Source organism: Streptomyces sp. NPDC060366 (assembly GCF_042725135.1).
In the GTDB taxonomy this organism is placed as follows: Bacteria; Actinomycetota; Actinomycetes; order Streptomycetales; family Streptomycetaceae; genus Streptomyces.
This window is the reverse complement of sequence record NZ_JBHXDC010000004.1, coordinates 47,524-65,523: the sequence shown is the minus strand read 5'-3', so window position 1 is coordinate 65,523 and position 18,000 is coordinate 47,524. Positions and strand designations below refer to the sequence as shown.

Annotated in this window: 16 protein-coding genes and 3 tRNA genes; 9 read left to right on the top strand and 10 right to left on the bottom strand. The window is 70.4% G+C overall.

Annotation, left to right across the window (positions count from 1 at the left end; translation table 11 throughout):
* The first annotated feature begins 80 nt into the window (after nt 1-80).
* Nucleotides 81-1,538: a N,N-dimethylformamidase beta subunit family domain-containing protein gene (locus ACFWHU_RS12875; protein ID WP_387224873.1), complete on the top strand. Its 1,458-nt coding sequence runs from the start codon at nt 81-83 to the stop codon at nt 1,536-1,538.
* A gap of 144 nt (nt 1,539-1,682) precedes the next feature.
* Entirely contained in the window at nt 1,683-2,582 is a 900-nt protein-coding gene (locus ACFWHU_RS12870; RefSeq protein ID WP_385796828.1) for a phosphoribosylaminoimidazolesuccinocarboxamide synthase, read from the top strand.
* Nucleotides 2,583-2,644: 62 nt separating this feature from the next.
* On the opposite strand, the gene ACFWHU_RS12865 is transcribed toward ACFWHU_RS12870, so the two are convergent.
* The 8 genes from ACFWHU_RS12865 to ACFWHU_RS12830 all read right to left on the bottom strand — a co-directional run bounded on the left by ACFWHU_RS12865 (nt 2,645) and on the right by ACFWHU_RS12830 (nt 7,485).
* Nucleotides 2,645-2,717, bottom strand: a tRNA-Gly gene (locus ACFWHU_RS12865).
* 22 nt (nt 2,718-2,739) lie between these two features.
* On the bottom strand, nt 2,740-3,384 hold the full coding sequence (locus ACFWHU_RS12860) for a response regulator (protein ID WP_385796831.1): 645 nt from the start codon (nt 3,382-3,384) through the stop codon (nt 2,740-2,742).
* A complete protein-coding gene (locus ACFWHU_RS12855; RefSeq protein ID WP_387224872.1) occupies nt 3,381-4,805 on the bottom strand; it encodes a sensor histidine kinase in 1,425 nt (474 codons plus the stop codon). Before ACFWHU_RS12855 ends, ACFWHU_RS12860 begins: the two co-directional genes overlap by 4 nt.
* 98 nt (nt 4,806-4,903) lie before the next feature.
* Nucleotides 4,904-5,716, bottom strand: coding sequence for an ABC transporter permease (locus ACFWHU_RS12850; RefSeq protein WP_387224870.1), 813 nt, complete (start codon nt 5,714-5,716; stop codon nt 4,904-4,906).
* Nucleotides 5,713-6,714 carry an ABC transporter ATP-binding protein gene (locus tag ACFWHU_RS12845; RefSeq protein ID WP_387224869.1) on the bottom strand — a complete coding sequence of 334 codons (1,002 nt, stop codon included), beginning with the start codon at nt 6,712-6,714 and terminating at the stop codon, nt 5,713-5,715. Before ACFWHU_RS12845 ends, ACFWHU_RS12850 begins: the two co-directional genes overlap by 4 nt.
* A 131-nt stretch (nt 6,715-6,845) precedes the next feature.
* Nucleotides 6,846-6,918: transfer RNA gene (locus ACFWHU_RS12840), tRNA-Gly, on the bottom strand.
* Nucleotides 6,919-6,958: 40 nt separating this feature from the next.
* Nucleotides 6,959-7,030, bottom strand: a tRNA-Gly gene (locus ACFWHU_RS12835).
* Nucleotides 7,031-7,158: 128 nt separating this feature from the next.
* Complete coding sequence (locus tag ACFWHU_RS12830) at nt 7,159-7,485, bottom strand: Lsr2 family protein (RefSeq protein WP_187280351.1); 327 nt, start codon at nt 7,483-7,485, stop codon at nt 7,159-7,161.
* A gap of 409 nt (nt 7,486-7,894) precedes the next feature.
* Between ACFWHU_RS12830 and purS the strand changes: the two genes are divergently transcribed.
* From purS to purM, 7 genes are all read left to right on the top strand, one after another.
* On the top strand, nt 7,895-8,140 hold the full coding sequence (gene purS, locus ACFWHU_RS12825) for a phosphoribosylformylglycinamidine synthase subunit PurS (protein ID WP_242338389.1): 246 nt from the start codon (nt 7,895-7,897) through the stop codon (nt 8,138-8,140).
* Entirely contained in the window at nt 8,137-8,817 is a 681-nt protein-coding gene (gene purQ / locus ACFWHU_RS12820) for a phosphoribosylformylglycinamidine synthase subunit PurQ (RefSeq protein WP_387224868.1), read from the top strand. The genes purS and purQ overlap by 4 nt, the downstream gene beginning before the upstream one ends.
* Complete coding sequence (purL, locus tag ACFWHU_RS12815) at nt 8,817-11,075, top strand: phosphoribosylformylglycinamidine synthase subunit PurL (protein WP_385796844.1); 2,259 nt, start codon at nt 8,817-8,819, stop codon at nt 11,073-11,075. Before purQ ends, purL begins: the two co-directional genes overlap by 1 nt.
* A 562-nt stretch (nt 11,076-11,637) precedes the next feature.
* Nucleotides 11,638-12,432: a sterol carrier family protein gene (locus ACFWHU_RS12810; protein ID WP_387224867.1), complete on the top strand. Its 795-nt coding sequence runs from the start codon at nt 11,638-11,640 to the stop codon at nt 12,430-12,432.
* Between the two features lie 86 nt (nt 12,433-12,518).
* A complete protein-coding gene (locus ACFWHU_RS12805; protein WP_385796850.1) occupies nt 12,519-13,343 on the top strand; it encodes an META domain-containing protein in 825 nt (274 codons plus the stop codon).
* A gap of 143 nt (nt 13,344-13,486) precedes the next feature.
* A complete protein-coding gene (gene purF / locus ACFWHU_RS12800; protein WP_385796852.1) occupies nt 13,487-15,004 on the top strand; it encodes an amidophosphoribosyltransferase in 1,518 nt (505 codons plus the stop codon).
* Between the two features lie 144 nt (nt 15,005-15,148).
* Nucleotides 15,149-16,222, top strand: a complete 1,074-nt coding sequence (purM, locus tag ACFWHU_RS12795) for a phosphoribosylformylglycinamidine cyclo-ligase (RefSeq protein ID WP_385796854.1) — start codon at nt 15,149-15,151, stop codon at nt 16,220-16,222.
* Nucleotides 16,223-16,323: 101 nt separating this feature from the next.
* Here purM and ACFWHU_RS12790 read toward each other — a convergent pair whose 3' ends face one another.
* Both ACFWHU_RS12790 and ACFWHU_RS12785 read right to left on the bottom strand, forming a co-directional pair.
* On the bottom strand, nt 16,324-16,572 hold the full coding sequence (locus tag ACFWHU_RS12790; protein WP_189111161.1) for a DUF3073 domain-containing protein: 249 nt from the start codon (nt 16,570-16,572) through the stop codon (nt 16,324-16,326).
* 300 nt (nt 16,573-16,872) lie between these two features.
* Entirely contained in the window at nt 16,873-17,973 is a 1,101-nt protein-coding gene (locus tag ACFWHU_RS12785) for a Leu/Phe/Val dehydrogenase (protein ID WP_385796857.1), read from the bottom strand.
* Nucleotides 17,974-18,000: the final 27 nt, after the last annotated feature.

Sequence of the window (18,000 nt, the reverse complement as noted above, 5' to 3'; positions counted from 1 at the left end):
CCCGCCCCAACGGCGGTCCGCCCACCGGCAGTCGACCAACCACCAAGACCCGGACGGGGATTCCAGGGAGGGGCGCGCCAATGTGCGCCGATCACATCCGACGGTGGGAGTCGGGCGCGCTCGCCCACGCCGTCTCAGACCCCTTCGGCCAGGGACCGGTGCCCTGGCTGCGCGGCAGCGAGACCTACTTCGACGACAGGGGCCAGGTCGTCCCCTGGTACGCGGACCCGACGCTCGGGCGCGACCGCGGCGGCACCCGTACCGCCGACGACGTTCACCGCCAGATCAAGGGCTTCGCCTCCACCGGCGCCGCCGCGCCCGGCGAGTCGATCGACTTCCATGTCACCGTCGACCCGCCCCAGCCGTTCTCCGTGGACGTCTACCGGATCGGGCACTACGGCGGCGAGGGCGCCCGCAAGATCACCACCAGCCCCCGTCTCTCCGGCATCGTCCAGCCCGCCCCGCTCGCCGCCGAGCGCACGGTCTCCTGCCACCACTGGTGGCTCTCCTGGCGCCTCCAGATCCCGTCGTACTGGTCGCTCGGCGCGTACGTCGCCGTCCTCACCACCACCGACGGCTACCGCTCCCACATCCCCTTCACGGTCCGCGACAGCCACCCCGCCGACCTGCTCCTGCTGCTCCCCGACATCACCTGGCAGGCGTACAACCTCTACCCGGAGGACGGCCATCTCGGCGCCAGCCTCTACCACGCCTGGGACGAGCGGGGCCGGCTCCTCGGCGAGGAGGACGCGGCGATCACCGTCTCCTTCGACCGTCCGTACGCGGGCGCCGGCCTGCCCATCCACGTGGGCCACGCGTACGACTTCATCCGCTGGGCCGAGCGCTACGGCTACGACATCGCCTACGCCGACGCCCGCGATCTGCACGCCGGCAGGATCGACCCGACCCGCTACCGGGGGCTGGTCTTCCCCGGCCACGACGAGTACTGGTCGCTCCCCATGCGCCGCACCGTCGAGCGGGCGCGCGAGCACGGCACGTCGCTGGTCTTCCTCTCCGCCAACACCATGTACTGGCAGGTCGAGTTGGGCCCGTCCGCCTCCGGCGTCCCCGACCGGCTCCTCACCTGCCGCAAGCGCCACGGCCCCGGCCGCCCGGCCCTCTGGCGGGAGGTGGACAAGCCGGAGCAGCAACTGCTCGGCATCCAGTACGTCGGGCGGGTCCCCGAGCCCCACCCGATGGTCGTACGGAACGCGGAGCACTGGTTCTGGGAAGCCACCGGCGCCTCCGAGGGCGACGAGATCCCGGGCCTGGTCGCCGGTGAGGCCGACCGATACTTCCCGCGTACGGCGCTGCCCGAGCACGACGAACGGATGCTGCTCGCCCACTCGCCCTACCGGGACGGCGACAACGCCCTTCGCCATCAGGAGACTTCGCTCTACCGGGCGCCCTCCGGCGCCCTCGTCTTCGCCTCGGGGACCTTCGCCTGGTCACCCGCCCTGGACCGCCCCGGCCATGTCGACCCGCGCGTCCAGCGGGCGACCGCGAATCTCCTCGACCGCATCTGCAAGCGGGACTGAACGCGGCCGAGGCCGGTGAGACAGGCTGGGCCCGGCCCGCGCGTCGGCCTGGGCCGACCGGGCGCCGTGCCCCCACGCACGCACCGCTCCCCGCGTACGGGAGAATCGGAACCGGAAAGCACCCGCGGCGAGGAACGAGGAACCGTGTCCGGATTCGTAGAAAAGCCCGAGCCGCTTCAGGTCCCGGGCCTGGTGCATCTGCACACCGGCAAGGTGCGCGACCTGTACCGGAACGAGACGGGCGATCTCGTCATGGTCGCCAGCGACCGCATCTCCGCGTACGACTGGGTCCTGCCCACCGAAATTCCCGACAAGGGCCGGGTCCTGACCCAGCTCTCGCTCTGGTGGTTCGACAAGTTCACCGATCTCGCGCCGAGCCATGTCATCTCCACCGACCTCCCGGACGGTGCCCCCGCAGACTGGGCCGGCCGCACACTCATCTGCGAGCCGCTGCGGATGACCCCGGTCGAGTGCGTCGCCCGCGGCTATCTCACCGGCTCCGGCCTCGCCGAGTACGAGCAGACCCGCACCGTCTGCGGACTCGCCCTCCCCGAGGGCCTGGTCGACGGCTCCGAGCTGCCGGCGCCGATCTTCACCCCCGCCACCAAGGCGGCCGTCGGCGACCACGACGAGAACGTGTCGTACGAGGAGGTCGCCCGCCAGGTCGGCGCGGAGACCGCCGCGCTGCTGCGCCGTACGACGCTCGACGTCTACGGCCGCGCCCGCGACATCGCCCGCGACCGGGGCATCATCCTGGCCGACACGAAGTTCGAGTTCGGCTTCGACACCGACGACCGGCTGGTGCTCGCCGACGAGGTGCTGACCCCGGACTCCTCGCGCTTCTGGCCTGCGGCGACCTGGGAGCCGGGCCACGCGCAGCCGTCGTACGACAAGCAGTACGTACGGGACTGGCTGACGTCGCCCGTCTCCGGCTGGGACCGCGCGAGCGAGCAGCCGCCGCCGGAGCTGCCCCAGGAGATCGTGGACGCGACGCGCGCCAAGTATCTGGAGGCGTACGAACTCCTCACCGGCTCGCGCTGGTAGCTCGCGGCACCGGGACAGCGAAGAACCCCCGGCCGGTGATCCGGCCGGGGGTTCTTGTGCTGAGCGGACGACCAGGTTCGAACTGGCGACCTCAACCTTGGCAAGGTTGCGCTCTACCAACTGAGCTACGTCCGCGTGCGCCGTGGCGCGAAGCCCACTATACCCAACCTCGCTCGCGGGCGAGACGCACCGCCGTGTGCCGGCTCGAAGCCCCCAGTTTGGACGCGGCCGACGACAGGTAGTTCCGTACGGTGCCCTGCGACAGTGAGGCCCATGCCGCGATGTCGGCGATCGGCGCCCCGTCGGCGGCCAGCTCCAGCACCTCGGCCTCGCGCGCGGTCAGCGGCGAGTCGCCGGCCGAGATCGCGTCGGCGGCCAACTCCGGGTCCACGTGCCGGTTTCCGGCGTGCACGGTACGGATGATCTCGGCCAGCTGCCGGGCACTGACGGTCTTCGGTACGAAGCCGCGCACCCCCGCCGCCAGGGCCCGCTTGAGATGGCCGGGCCGGCCGTGGCTGGTGACGATCATCGTCCGGCAGCCGGGCAGTTCGGTACGCAGGGATGTGGCGACCTTCACACCGTCGGCGCCCGGCATCTGGAGGTCGAGGACGGCGACGTCCGGGCGGTGTGCCAGGGCCATCGCCAGCGCCTCGGGCCCGGAGGCGGCCTCGGCGACGACGGTCAGATCCTCCTCCAGCCCGAGCAGCGCGGCGAACGCGCCCCGGATCAGATGCTCGTCGTCGGCGAGCAGGATGCGTACGGGAGTGACCGACGCGGGGACGGGCGGTGGCGCCTGACTCACGCGGTCACCTCGCTCGCCCCGGCCGCCCCGGCCGCCTTGGCCGTCCCAGCCGTCCCGGTCGCCTCAGCGATCTCAGCGGTCTCTTTGGTCTCGGTGGTCTTCCTGCTCTCGGTCGGCGCCGCCGCCAGCGGCACCCGGGCCGTGAGCCGGAAGTGCGTGCCGTCCACCGGGCCCGCGTCGAGCGTGCCGCCCAGCGTGGCCAGCCGCTCGCGCAACCCCGCGAGCCCGGCCCCCGCAGGCCGGGGCGGACCGTCCGCGCCCGCCCGTGCCAGGGCCGCCTGGTCCGGCAGCCCGTCGTTCTCCACGACCAGCACCGCGTCGCACCCCTCCCGTACCGTCAGCCTCACCGTGCACTGCCGCGCGTCCCCGTGCCGCAGCACGTTCGTGGCGGCCTCGCGGACCACCCACCCGAGGGCGGACTGCACGTCGGCCGCCAGGCCCGCACCGCCAACGGAAGCGCCGCCGGAACCGCCGCCCACCCTGTCCGTACCGTTCCCCGTATCCGCGCCCTCCAGCCGGAAACCGATCCCCGCGGCCCGCAACACGCCCCGCGCGCCTTCCAGTTCGGTGTGCAGATCCACCTCCCGGTATCCCCGCACGACCGCCCGCACCTCGCGCTGCGACTCCCGCGCGATCCGCTGCACCTCGGACATCTGCGCGGCGGCCTGCTCCGTGCCGCCGCGCTGCGCCAGCTCCACGGCGAGTTCGCTCTTGAGCGCTATCACCGCCAGATTGCGCCCCATCACATCGTGCAGGTCCCGCCCGAAACGCAGCCGCTCCTCGGCGACGGCAAGCCGGGCCTGGAGTTCACGGGCGCTGTCCAGATCCCATACCGCCTTGACCAGCCAGACCGAGAAGCCGGTGGTGAAGGTCAGGGCCAGTCCCGAGATCAGCACGCCGAGCGCGGCACCGAAGAGGGCACCGGGCTCCATGCCGAACACCAGCCCGGACAGTGCCACGAGCACGATGAAGGCCAGCACCAGCAGCAGCATGGTCTTCACCCGCCGGACGCCGACGACCAGCGAGCCGACGCCGAACCCGGCGAAGGCGACCAGCACGTAGGACAGGCTCTGGATGTCACCCTTGCTCAACGGGTTCGCGGCGATGAGAGCCATGGTCGCCACGGAACCGACGGCGGAGAGCACGGCCGTCGCGGCCATCAGACGGGTCGGCCGGGCCCGCCTGCCGAGCGCCCAGTCGAGGGCGTACGAGACGTAGGCGCCGGCCGCGAGCGCGTGGGCACAGCCGAGCAGCAGGAACCAGCCGCCGATCGGTGAGTCGGCGCGTGCCAAGGTGCCCATCACCAGGACCACCAGCTCGCCGACCATGAAGAGATGGAAGGACCAGCGGGTGTAGATCTCCACCTTGGCGGGTTTGCTCTTCCCGGCCCACGGTCGCGCCCTGCCCGTCACCCTCGTCATGCCGTCCTTCCCGCTCCCGCCCGTGTCGGCGTGCTCTCCGATGTACGGACGCGCGCTCGGCGTCCGCCGGCGCGTCGTCCGTCCGTCGCGCCTTCCGCTCAGCGCCGCGGCTCCCAGCGGAACCAGCGCTTCACAGCAAACACCGCCAGCACCGACCAGGCCAGAGCATTCAGTCCCGCCGTGACCAGGTCGCCGGTCGCGGCGTCGCCCAGCCAGCCCGCCCGCACCAGGGTCACGATCCCGGTCATCGGCAGCAGCTCGCACACCGAGGCGACGTTGTCGGGCAGCGCCTCCAGCGGCATGAACAGGCCCGATCCGACCACCGAGAGCAGGAACACCGGCATCGTGGTGATCTGCGCGCTCTCCACGGTACGGGTGTACGACGCCGTGGCCGCGGCCAGCGCCGCCAGCAGCCCGATACCCACCAGCACGCCCAGCACCAGCAGCTCGGGCCGCTGCGGGGCGCTCACGTCGAGGAACGCGACCCCGACCGCGACCAGCAGCACACACTGCGCGAGCGCCAGCGCGGCGGCGGGGAGCGCGGTCCCGGCGAGGATCTCCGGATCGGAGACCTCGCCCGTACGGAGCCGCTTGAGCACCAGTTCCTCGCGCCTGGCCGTGAACGCGGAGGTGAGGTTCGAGTACACGACCATCAGCAGCACCATGCCGATGCCGCCGGTCAGAGCGATCTCCAGCACGCTCATCCCGGTGTCTTCCAGATCGACGTCCTTCAGCGAGACCTGGACCGAGGCGATGAGTCCGATGGGCACGAACAGCGCCACGAAGAGCGTCGTCCTGTTGCGGATCAGCAGCGTCAGCTCGGCTCGCGCGAGCGCGCCCAGCCGTCCCGCCCTGGTCGTCGTCCCGCCGTCGGCGGCCGTCTCCCGCTTCTGTGTGACTGTCGCGCTCATGCGGCGACCCCCGTTCCCTTGTTGTCGCCCGTACCCACACCGGGGGTCCCGGCTGCCGTGCGCTGTGCCGCGATGTCGAGGAACGCCTCTTCGAGCGAGGCGGACCGGGCGTCGAGCCCCGCCAGATGTACGCCCAATTCCTCGGCCCAGCGCAGCAGTTCGGCGAGGTCCCGCTGGAGTTCCTGGGTGCGGATCTCGATGTGCGGACCGTCCGCCGCCGCCCGCAGCGTGAGCGGCAGCTGCCCCGGCGCCACCCCGTCGGGCAGCCTGAACCGGATCCGGGCCGGCCTGGTCGCGGTCACCTCCGCCGGTGTTCCCGCCACCTCGATCCGGCCTCCGTGCATGATCGCCAGCCGGTCCGCGAGGGACTCGGCCTCCTCCAGATAGTGGGTGGTCAGCAGCACGGTCGTCCCTCCGTCGCGCAGCGCCGCCACCAGGTCCCAGGTGTCACGGCGGCCCTCGGCGTCGAGGCCGGTCGTCGGCTCGTCGAGGAAGAGCACCTCGGGCCGCCCGAGCAGCGCGAGCGCCAGATCGAGGCGCCGCCGCTCGCCGCCGGACAACTGCTTGACCCGCACACCGGCGCGCTTGCCCATCCCGACGAGGCCCAGCGCCTCGTCGACGGGCCGGGCCCCGCTCGTGCAGCCCGACCACATCCGTACGGTCTCCTTGACCGTCAGATCGGTCGGGAAGCCGCCCTCCTGGAGCATCACCCCGGTCCGCGGCCGTACCGCGGCCCTGTCGGTGTACGGGTCGTGTCCGAGCACCCGCACCGTGCCCCCGCTGGGGCGGGCGAGGCCCTCCAGCATCTCCACGGTGGAGGTCTTGCCCGCCCCGTTGGTGCCGAGCAGTGCGAAGACCTCCCCCTCGCCGACGGTGAACGAGATCTCGTTCACCGCCTGGAACCCTCCGGCGTAGGTGCGCCGGAGCCGGTCCACCTCGATGACGTTCCAGTCCACATCCGTGGTCCGTACCGCGTTGTCTCCCCGAGTCGTTGTCATGGGTACAAGACTTCCGGTGGATCGGGCCCGGGTTCAGTGCGCGCTGTCACCACTGCTCATGACAAATGTCATCGCTGGGGGCCGGGCACGACGAAGGCCCCGGTCACAAGTGACCGGGGCCTTCGATACGGAGCGGACGACCAGGTTCGAACTGGCGACCTCAACCTTGGCAAGGTTGCGCTCTACCAACTGAGCTACGTCCGCAGTGCATCGTTCACCAACAACAAGCTTCGATGTGATGCAGAGCGGGTGACAGGAATCGCACACTGCGCCTCCCCCTTGGAAAGGGGGCGTTCTACTACTGAACTACACCCGCACGCTGCGTGGGGTTCGGCTTTTCGGCCTTGCCCTTCGGCGTGCTCCAGACTCTAGCCGATCGCCGGGGGTGCTGTGCAACTCCGTTCCCCGGCGAGCCCGGCCGCGCGTCCCGGACCGGACGCTTCCTCAACTCGCCTCGCGGAACGCCTCGTAGACCCGCTTGGGGATCCGGCCGCGGGCCGGCACCTCCATCCGGTGCGAGAGCGCCCAGGCGCGGACGGCCGCCGGGTCCGGCGCGAGGGCCGTGTGCCGGTACGACTTACGGTTCTTTCCGGCGTGGGTCTGGCGCCGGCCCGCCGTGAGGTAGGGGGCCAGGGCCTTGCGCAGTTTCTTTGCATTGGCGGGATTGAGGTCGATCTCGTACGACTTCCCGTCGAGGCCGAACGTGACCGTTTCCGCCGCTTCCCCGCCGTCGATGTCGTCGGAGAGCGTGACCACTACGCGTTGCGCCACGGATATCGGTCCTTTCCTGCGGCACCGCCGGGCCGGGGCCATGCTTGGGATCATGGCTGACGTGCGGCGATACCGGGCTTCCGGCTGTTTAGGGGCAATGCGGCTTTCTGCTCTATTCCTTTGTACAGCGAACCGCCTCGCATTGTGAAGCCCAGCCAATTGCATCAGCGTGTCCGACGGCAATGGCGGGAGCGATTTTTTTCCGGGATTTTTCCCTGTGGTCTCACGGTGCGATATCGACGGAGATCGGTGGAGAGTCCGGCACTGTGTGGATATCTACTCGCGTAGATTTTGTGTACGGGTACGCTGAAGGCACTCGGGGGGTCGGGGGATTCCCCGGCGGAACCACAGCCGCGGACAGCTGCACACAGCCGCACCACACAGCCGCACCACACCACCGGGAGTGCCAGTGGCACGCGTCGTAGTCGACGTCATGCTCAAGCCGGAGATCCTCGACCCGCAAGGACAAGCAGTGCAGCGCGCACTGCCCCGGCTGGGTTTCGAAGGGATCGCGGACGTCCGACAGGGAAAGCGTTTCGAGCTCGAGGTGGAGGGCCCGGTCGACGAGGCCGCCCTCGCCCGCATCCACGAGATGGCCGAGACGTTCCTCGCCAACACCGTCATCGAGGACTTCGTCGTAAAGGTGGAGTCGTGACCACTCGTATCGGAGTCGTCACTTTCCCCGGCACACTCGACGACCGGGACAGTCTTCGCGCGGTGCGGATCGCCGGCGCCGAGCCCGTCTCACTGTGGCACCGCGACAAGGACATCAAGCAGGTCGACGCCGTCGTCCTGGCGGGCGGATTCAGCTACGGCGACTATCTGCGCGCCGGCGCCATTTCGCGATTCTCGCCGGTGATGGAGACGGTCATCGAGCAGGCGAAGGCCGGTATGCCGGTCCTCGGGATCTGCAACGGCTTCCAGATCCTCACCGAAACGCATCTGCTGCCGGGCGCGATGCTGCGCAACAACCATCTGCACTTCATCTGCCGCGACCAGAAGCTGCGCGTGGAGAACGCTTCGAGCGCGTGGACCGCCGACTACACGGCGGGCCAGTCCATCTCCGTACCGCTGAAGAACATCGACGGCCGGTACGTGGCCGCCGAGCCGGTCCTGGACGAGCTGGAGGCCGAGGGCCGGGTCGCCTTCCGTTACCTGGACGGCAATCCGAACGGCTCGCTCCGTGACATCGCCGGCATCACGAACGCGGCGGGCAACGTCGTGGGTCTGATGCCGCACCCCGAGCACGCCGTGGAACCGCTGATCGGTACGGGCCGTACCGACGGGCTCGGGTTCTTCACCTCGATCCTGAAGAAGCTGGTAAGCGCCTGATGACGATCAAGAACCTGGACACCGTCAAGAACGCGACGGGGACGCCCGACGTCGACCAGCCCTGGAAGGAACTCGGCCTCAAGGAGGACGAGTACGCCCGGATCCGCGAGATCCTGGAGCGTCGGCCGACCGGCGCCGAGCTGGCCATGTACTCGGTGATGTGGTCCGAGCACTGCTCGTACAAGAGCAGCAAGGTGCATCTCAAGCAGTTCGGCGACAAGGCCCCCGCCAGCGACGCGATGCTGGTCGGCATCGGTGAGAACGCGGGCGTCGTGGACGTCGGCCAGGGGTACGCGGTCACCTTCAAGGTCGAGTCGCACAACCACCCCTCGTACATCGAGCCCTACCAGGGCGCGGCCACCGGAGTCGGCGGCATCGTCCGCGACATCCTCGCCATGGGCGCCCGCCCGGTCGCCGTCGTGGACCCGCTGCGCTTCGGCGCGGCCGACCACCCCGACACCCGGCGCGTGCTGCCCGGCGTCGTCGCCGGTATCGGCGGTTACGGCAACTGCCTGGGCCTGCCGAACATCGGCGGCGAGGTCGTCTTCGACCCCTGCTACCAGGGCAACCCGCTGGTCAACGCGGGCTGCATCGGCGTGATGAAGCACGAGGACATCCACCTCGCGCAGGCGTCGGGCACCGGCAACAAGGTGATCCTGTACGGCGCCCGGACCGGCGGCGACGGCATCGGCGGCGTCTCCGTGCTGGCGTCCGAGACCTTCGAGTCGACCGGACCCGCCAAGCGCCCGGCCGTCCAGGTGGGCGACCCCTTCCAGGAGAAGCTCCTCATCGAGTGCACCCTGGAGATCTTCGCGGAGAAGCTGGTCGCCGGTATCCAGGACCTCGGCGGCGCCGGGCTCTCCTGCGCGACGAGCGAGCTGGCGTCGGCCGGCTCCGGTGGCATGCGGGTCGAGCTGGACACCGTCCCGCTGCGTGACTCGTCCCTCTCGCCCGAGGAAATCCTCATGAGCGAGTCGCAGGAACGCATGTGCGCGGTCGTCGAGCCCGACAACGTCGACCGGTTCATGGAGATCTGCGAGAAGTGGGACGTCATCGCGACCGTCATCGGTGAGGTCACCGAGGGCACCCGCCTGGAGATCTACTGGCACGGCGAGCAGATCGTGGACGTGCCGCCGCGCTCGGTGGCGCACGACGGCCCGGTCTACCACCGGCCCTACGCCCGCCCCGACTGGCAGGACGCGCTCCAGGCCGACGACGCGGGCAGGCTCGCCCGGCCGGCGGACTCGGCCGAGCTGCGCGAGCAGGTGCTGCGGCTCGTGGGGTCGCCGAACCAGGCGTCGAAGGCGTGGATCACCGACCAGTACGACCGCTTCGTGCAGGGCAACACGGTGCTCGCGCAGCCCGAGGACGCGGGCATGGTCCGCATCGACGAGACGACCAACCTCGGCGTGGCGATGGCGACGGACGGCAACGGCCGGTTCGCCAAGCTCGACCCGTACGCGGGCGCGCAGCTCGCGCTGGCGGAGGCGTACCGCAACGTCGCCGCCTCCGGCGCCAAGCCGCTCGCCATCTCCGACTGCCTGAACTTCGGCTCGCCCGAGGACCCGGCCGTCATGTGGCAGTTCGCCGAGGCCACGCGCGGTCTCGCGGACGGCTGCCTCCAGCTGGGCACCCCGGTCACCGGCGGCAACGTCTCGCTCTACAACCAGACCGGTGAGACGGCGATCCACCCGACGCCGGTCGTCGCCGTGCTCGGTGTGATCGACGACGTCACGCGCCGTACCCCGATCGCCTTCAAGGAAGAGGGCCAGCTCCTCTACCTGCTGGGTGACACCCGCGAGGAGTTCGGCGGGTCGGCCTGGTCGCAGGTGATCCACGACCACCTGGGCGGGCTGCCGCCGAAGGTGGACCTGGACCGGGAGAAGCTGCTCGGCGAGATCCTGATCTCGGGGTCGCGCGACGGCATGATCGACGCGGCGCACGACCTGAGCGACGGCGGTCTGATCCAGGCCGTCACCGAGTCGTGCCTGCGGGGCGGCAAGGGTGCGCGGCTGGTCGTGCCGGACGGGCTCGACGCGTTCACCGCGCTGTTCAGCGAGTCGGCCGGGCGCGCGGTCGTCGCCGTGCCGCGCAGCGAGGAGCTCCGCTTCACGGACATGTGCGGCGCGCGGGGGCTGCCCGCGACGCGGATCGGTGTGGTGGACGGTGAATCGGTCGAGGTCCAGGGCGAGTTCAGCATCACGCTGAGCGAGCTGCGCTCGGCGCACGAGGGCACGATCGAGGCACTGCTGGCCTGAGCGTCCCCGCTTTCGTCCTCAATCGCCGGACGGGCCGCGATCCCGCGCCCCGTCCGGCGATTTCGTCGCGCCCGGCGCCGGGTTCGCGGTGCCGGGCCTCGTGCCCCCCGGGCGCGCTCTCGCCGTACGGGATCGGTCCCCGGTGAACCTGTCGCGGGCGCCGCGCCGGCACCCCGACCGGTCGGTGCCCGCCGACAGCTTCGGGGTGCCGCCGGGGCGGTCCGGCCGCCAGAGTTCGCGACGATGGCGAGCGAGCCCTGTGCTCCCTCTCCGATGACCCATCGCGGATGCCGGAGCGGTCGGCGGCCGCGCATGTGGGCCCAACGGGCGGCGGTGCACCGAGCTGATCGGTGATGCGCTCGACCCCGACCGGTCGGTGCCCGCCGACAGCTTCGCTGTGCCGCGACGGCGAGAGCTTGCGGCAGACCGCGACGGCGACCGGCCCCGTGCCCCCCCGGCGCGCCCCCACCTTGCGGGATCGGGCCCCGGAGAATGCGTCGCCCCCCGCAGGACCCGACGGCCCCGGTGAAGCCGTCGAGGCCGGCGCGCTAGCCTCCCGGCTATGTCACCGGCCAAGAAGCGCAAGCAGCGCGGTTACGACTCCGACAAGACCCGTACCGCCGTCCTCACCCAGTTCGCGCACGTGCGCGAAGCGGTCGCCGGCCTCACCCCCGAGCAGCTGGCCCGGCCCGCCGGGCTCGGTGACTGGACCGTGCGGGAGCTGACCGCGCATCTGTGCTTCGGCGTCGAGAGCGTCAGCCGCGCCCTGGAGCAGCCCGCCCCGCCCGCGGCGGAGGTCGGCCTGCCCGGCTGGGCGTTCGCGACGGCCGCGCTGGCCGCCCCCATCTCGGACGACGTCAAGGCGTACGCGGCCTCCGCCGAACCCGCCGAGCTGTTCGAGCGCACGGCCGGCCGGATCACCGCGCTGCTGCCGGACACCCCGGCCGACCGGCTGATCGCCGTCCGCGTCGGCGCGATGCGGCTCGGCGACTTCCTGGTCACCCGCACCGTCGAGCTCGTCGTGCACACCGACGACCTCAACCGCGCCGCCGGGCTCGACATCCCCTTCGACCGCCAGGCGCTCGCCGCCTGCACCCGGCTGCTCGCCGACGCGCTGGCGGAGAAGGCTCCCGGCGCGTCGACGGAGGTGCGGATCCCGCCGTACGCCGTCGTCCAGTGCGTGGAGGGCCCCCGGCACACCCGCGGCACCCCGCCGAACGTCGTCGAGACGGACCCGATCACCTGGCTGCGGCTGGCCACGGGACGTACGACATGGGCCCAGGCGCTCGCATCGGCGCAGGTCAGCGCCAGTGGCGAACGCGCGGATCTCGCCGCCCTGCTGCCGGTCATGAGCTGACCGGAACCCGATCGACCGCCCCTTCCGGCATCGTCACGGAACCGGACACGGGGCTGCCTCGTCCCACCGGTATGCGGAAACAGCCAGTGACCATCGTCACCGCCCTCACGACCCTGTCCCTCCTCGCCCTCGCCGGGTGCGGCACGGAATCCGGCAGAGAGTCCGACGGGGCGGCCGAGGCTGGCGGCGCGGTGAAGACAGATCTGCCCCTGACCGACGTGCGCTGGAGCATCGAGAGCCTCAGCGTCGACGGCAAGAAGACCGCGGCGCCCGCCGGGGCCAGCGTGGAGATCGACTCCAAGGGCAAGGTCGACGCCCGGACCGGGTGCAACTCCATCGGCGCGAAGGCCACCATCGACGGTGACACGATCACTGTCGGTGAGAAGCGAACGACTCTCGTCGCCTGCCCCGAGGAGCTCGCCGCCTTCGAGAAGGCGCTCAACGGCGCCTTCGAAGGAAAGCTCAAGGCCAAGGTCGAGGACAAGAAGCTCACCCTCACCAGCGCCGGAGGCGACTCCATCGCCATGTCCGCCGAGGAGCCGGCCCCGCTCGTGGGCACGGGATGGACCGTCACCAGCCTCGTCTCCGGCGGGACGGCCAGTTCGCTGCCCAAGGACAAGAAGGGCGAGACCGGAAAGGCGACGCTCACCTTCGCCAAGGACGGCACCGTGAGCGGCAGCCTCGGCTGCAACACTTTCTCGGCGCCCGCCAAGACCACGGACTCCACGATCACCTTCGGGCCTGTCCGGTCCACCAAGAAGATCTGCCCGGAGCCGGGAATGTCCCTGGAGCGCAAGCTCCTGAAGGTGCTCGACGGGAAGGTGACGTATGAGGTGCACCACCGTGAGCTGACCCTCAAGGCGGCCGACGGCACCGGTTTCGGAGCCGCCGCGGGCACCCCCGCGAAGTAGTACCGGCGCGTTCCCCCTGGTGAGTGGGGACCTGTCCGGCCGGGCCGGTGGCGACACGCCGCCGGCCCGCTTCGCCGTCCACCTCACGGCCCACTTCCGTACCGCATTCGGACCAGCGCTCGATCTCGCCTACACTCGGTGGCGTGCCTCGTGGTGATGGACGACTCAACCACGACCTCCTCCCTGGCGAGAAGGGCCCTCAGGACGCTTGCGGCGTCTTCGGAGTCTGGGCCCCCGGTGAAGAGGTCGCCAAGCTCACCTATTTCGGACTGTATGCACTGCAACACCGCGGACAGGAGTCTGCGGGCATCGCAGTGAGCAACGGCTCCCAGATTCTTGTCTTCAAGGACATGGGCCTTGTCTCACAGGTCTTCGACGAAACTTCCCTCGGCTCCCTCCAGGGCCATATCGCCGTGGGTCACGCCCGCTACTCCACCACCGGAGCCTCGGTGTGGGAGAACGCGCAGCCGACCTTCAGGGCGACCGCCCACGGCTCTATCGCGCTCGGCCACAACGGCAATCTGGTCAATACGGCCGAGCTGGCCGAGCTGGTCGCCGACCTCCCCAAGGAGAACGGCCGCACGACCCGCGTCGCCGCCACCAACGACACCGATCTGATCACGGCGCTCCTCGCCGGACAGACGGACGACGACGGCAAGCCCCTCACCGTCGAACAGGCCGCCCCGCAGGTCCTGCGGAGCGCCAAGGGCGCCTTCTCGCTCGTCTTCATGGACGAGCACACCCTGTACGCGGCCCGTGACCCGCAGGGCATCCGCCCGCTGGTCCTCGGCAGGCTGGAGCGCGGCTGGGTCGTGGCGTCCGAGAGCGCGGCGCTCGACATCTGCGGCGCCTCCTACGTCCGGGAGATCGAGCCCGGCGAGCTGATCGCCATCGACGAGAACGGCCTGCGCACCTCGCGATTCGCTGAAGCGAAGCCCAAGGGCTGTGTCTTCGAGTACGTGTACCTGGCCCGCCCCGACACCGACATCGCCGGCCGGAACGTCTACCTCTCCCGCGTGGAGATGGGTCGCAAACTCGCCAAGGAAGCGCCCGCCGACGCCGATCTCGTCATAGCGACGCCGGAGTCCGGCACGCCCGCCGCGATCGGTTACGCGGAGGCGAGCGGTATCCCGTACGGCTCGGGACTGGTGAAGAACGCGTACGTGGGCCGGACCTTCATCCAGCCCTCCCAGACGATTCGCCAACTGGGCATCCGTCTCAAGCTGAATCCTCTTAAAGAGGTCATCAGGGGCAAACGCCTGGTGGTCGTCGACGACTCGATCGTCCGCGGCAACACCCAGCGCGCCCTGGTCAAGATGCTCCGCGAGGCCGGCGCCGCCGAGGTCCACATCCGGATCTCGTCCCCGCCCGTGAAGTGGCCGTGCTTCTTCGGTATCGACTTCGCGACCCGCGCGGAGCTGATCGCCAACGGCATGTCCATCGAGGAGATCGGCAAGTCACTGGGCGCCGACTCGCTCTCGTACATCTCCATCGACGGCATGATCGAGGCGACGACCATCGCCAAGCCGAATCTCTGCCGCGCCTGCTTCGACGGCGAGTACCCGATGGACCTGCCCGATCCGGAACTCCTCGGCAAGCAGCTGCTGGAGACCGAGCTGGCGGGCGGCGCCGATGCCGCCGACGCGCTCAGGCGGCCGTAACAGCGGCCGTGAGCGCCCGTGAACGTGCCTGTACGGCCCGCCGCGACCACCCATCCGGCCGCGGCGGCCCACAGTCACGTCCCGGACCGACGGACCCCGCCCCCGAACCAAGCCCGCGCAGCACCGACACGAAAGCTCTCCGCCATGCCAGCTGAATCCTCCGGTGCCTCCTACGCCGCCGCGGGCGTCGACATCGAGGCCGGCGACCGCGCCGTCGAGCTGATGAAGGAGTGGGTGAAGAAGACCCAGCGCCCCGAGACCGTCGGCGGCCTCGGCGGCTTCGCCGGCCTCTTCGACGCCTCCGCGCTCAAGCGCTACGAGCGCCCGCTGCTCGCCTCGGCCACCGACGGCGTGGGTACGAAGGTCGACCTGGCGCGCAAGATGGGCGTCTACGACACGATCGGCCACGACCTCGTGGGCATGGTCGTCGACGACCTGGTGGTGTGCGGCGCCGAACCGCTCTTCATGACCGACTACATCTGCGTCGGCAAGGTCTTCCCCGAGCGGGTCGCCGCCATCGTCAAGGGCATCGCCGAGGGCTGTGTGCTGGCCGGCTGCGCCCTCGTGGGCGGCGAGACCGCCGAGCACCCCGGCCTCCTCGGTGAGGACGACTTCGACGTCGCCGGCGCCGGTACCGGCGTGGTCGAGGCCGACCGGCTGCTGGGCGCGGATCGTATCCGTACGGGTGACGTCGTGATCGCGATGGCGTCCTCCGGGCTTCACTCCAACGGGTACTCACTCGTCCGGCATGTCGTGTTCGACCGGCTCGGCTGGTCGCTGGAGCGCGAGGTCGAGGAGTTCGGCCGCACGCTCGGCGCGGAGCTGCTGGAGCCCACCAAGATCTACTCGCTGGACTGCCTGGCGCTGACCAGGACCGCCGAGGTGCACGCTTTCAGCCACATCACCGGAGGCGGCCTTGCCAACAACCTGGCGCGGGTCGTCCCGGACCATCTGCACGCGAGCGTGGACCGTTCGACCTGGGCGCCCGGCGCGGTCTTCGACCTGATCGGCTCGGCGGGTCAGGTGGAGCGCACGGAGCTGGAGAAGACGCTCAACATGGGCGTCGGCATGATCGCCGTCGTCCCGGAGGAGTCGGTGGACACGGCACTCACCACGCTCGCCGACCGTGGCGTGGACGCCTGGGTGGCCGGCGGCATCGTGGACCGGCAGAGCGCCATGGCCACGGGCGCGGCGCTGACCGGGGACTATGCGAGCTAGCGAGTGCCCGGTGCCGACGAGGCACCGGTGTCATGGTGAAACCCGGTCCGGGGAGCCCGGACCGGGTCACATGAGTGATTTCTTTTTGAGGTGTACGTACGTCAAGCACCGCGGCGCTGTGACGACGGGCCGGACTCCTCGTCCTCTTCGTCGTCGTTGTACAGCTCCGCGTACTGTGCGTACGGGTCATCTTCCTCGTCGTCATCCTCGAACGGCTCAGCGTTCGGCGGTTGACTCGAAGGCGATGCGCCCAGCTCGTTGGCCAGACGCGAGAGGTCTGTCCCGCCGCTGTTGTACTTCAGCTGGCGGGCGACCTTTGTCTGCTTGGCCTTGGCCCGGCCGCGCCCCATGGCTCGACCCCCTCGGTGACGGGGCTCCACGGCCCCAGAGTCTTGACACGCGTTCATGTTTCAGAACGAGCTCTCCGCAGAGAGACCCGTCCTTAGGACTTCAACGGTACCTGCTTCCGCGGCCATACGGTACGCCGCCCGCATGACGCGCCTCGGCGCGGGACCGGCGGGAACGGGTGTCCCCGCTGGTCAGCTGCGATTTTAACCTCTTCTGGAGGGGCGACCCGCCGACCGGGGTGAGTCTCGTCTCCCCCCGGGCCGCGCGGTGGCTCCGCGTCGGCCGATCGCCCCTCGCGGACGTCAGCGGAGGCGGGCCTCCGAGATGCGCTGCTCGGCGATCCTGTCGGCCGCGGCGGCCGGCGGAATCCCGTCGTCCTTCGCACGTGCGAATATTGAAAGCGTGGTGTCGAAGATCTTCGCGGCCTTCGCCCGGCACCGCTCGAAGTCGAATCCGTGCAGCTCGTCGGCGACCTGGATCACCCCGCCCGCGTTCACCACGTAGTCCGGCGCGTAGAGGATGCCGCGGTCGGCGAGATCCTTCTCGACGCCGGGGTGCGAGAGCTGGTTGTTGGCCGCCCCGCACACCACCTTCGCGGTCATGACCGGCACGGAGTCGTCGTTCAGCGCCCCGCCGAGCGCGCACGGCGCGTACACGTCCAGGCCCTCGGCGCGGATCAGCGCGTCGGTGTCGGCGGCCACGGCGACCTCGGGGTGCCGCTCGGTGATCCGGAGCACGGACTCGTCCCGTACGTCGGTGATCACGACGGAGGCGCCGTCCTGGAGCAGATGCTCGACCAGGTGGTGCCCGACCTTGCCGACGCCCGCGATGCCGACCTTGCGGCCGCGCAGCGACGGGTCGCCCCACAGGTGCTGGGCGCTCGCGCGCATCCCCTGGAAGACACCGAAGGCCGTCAGTACGGAGGAGTCGCCGGCGCCGCCGTTCTCGGGCGAGCGGCCGGTCGTCCAGCGGCACTCGCGGGCGACGACGTCCATGTCGGCGACATACGTACCGACGTCGCAGGCCGTCACGTATCGGCCACCCAGCGAGGCCACGAACCGGCCGTACGCCAGCAGCAGCTCGTCCGACTTGATCTGCTCGGGGTCACCGATGATCACGGCCTTGCCGCCGCCGTGGTCGAGACCGGCCATGGCGTTCTTGTACGACATCCCCCGCGACAGGTTCAGCGCGTCGGCGACGGCTTCCTCCTCGGAGGCGTACGGGTAGAAACGGGTGCCGCCCAGGGCGGGGCCCAGGGCGGTGGAGTGCAGGGCGATGACTGCCTTGAGCCCGCTGGCACGGTCCTGGCAGAGCACGACCTGCTCGTGGCCACCCTGCTCCGAGTGGAACAGGGTGTGCAGTACATCGGCGGTTGCGACAGGGGCTCCGGTCACATCGGTCACGGTGGTGACTCCCAAGTACGAAGCGGT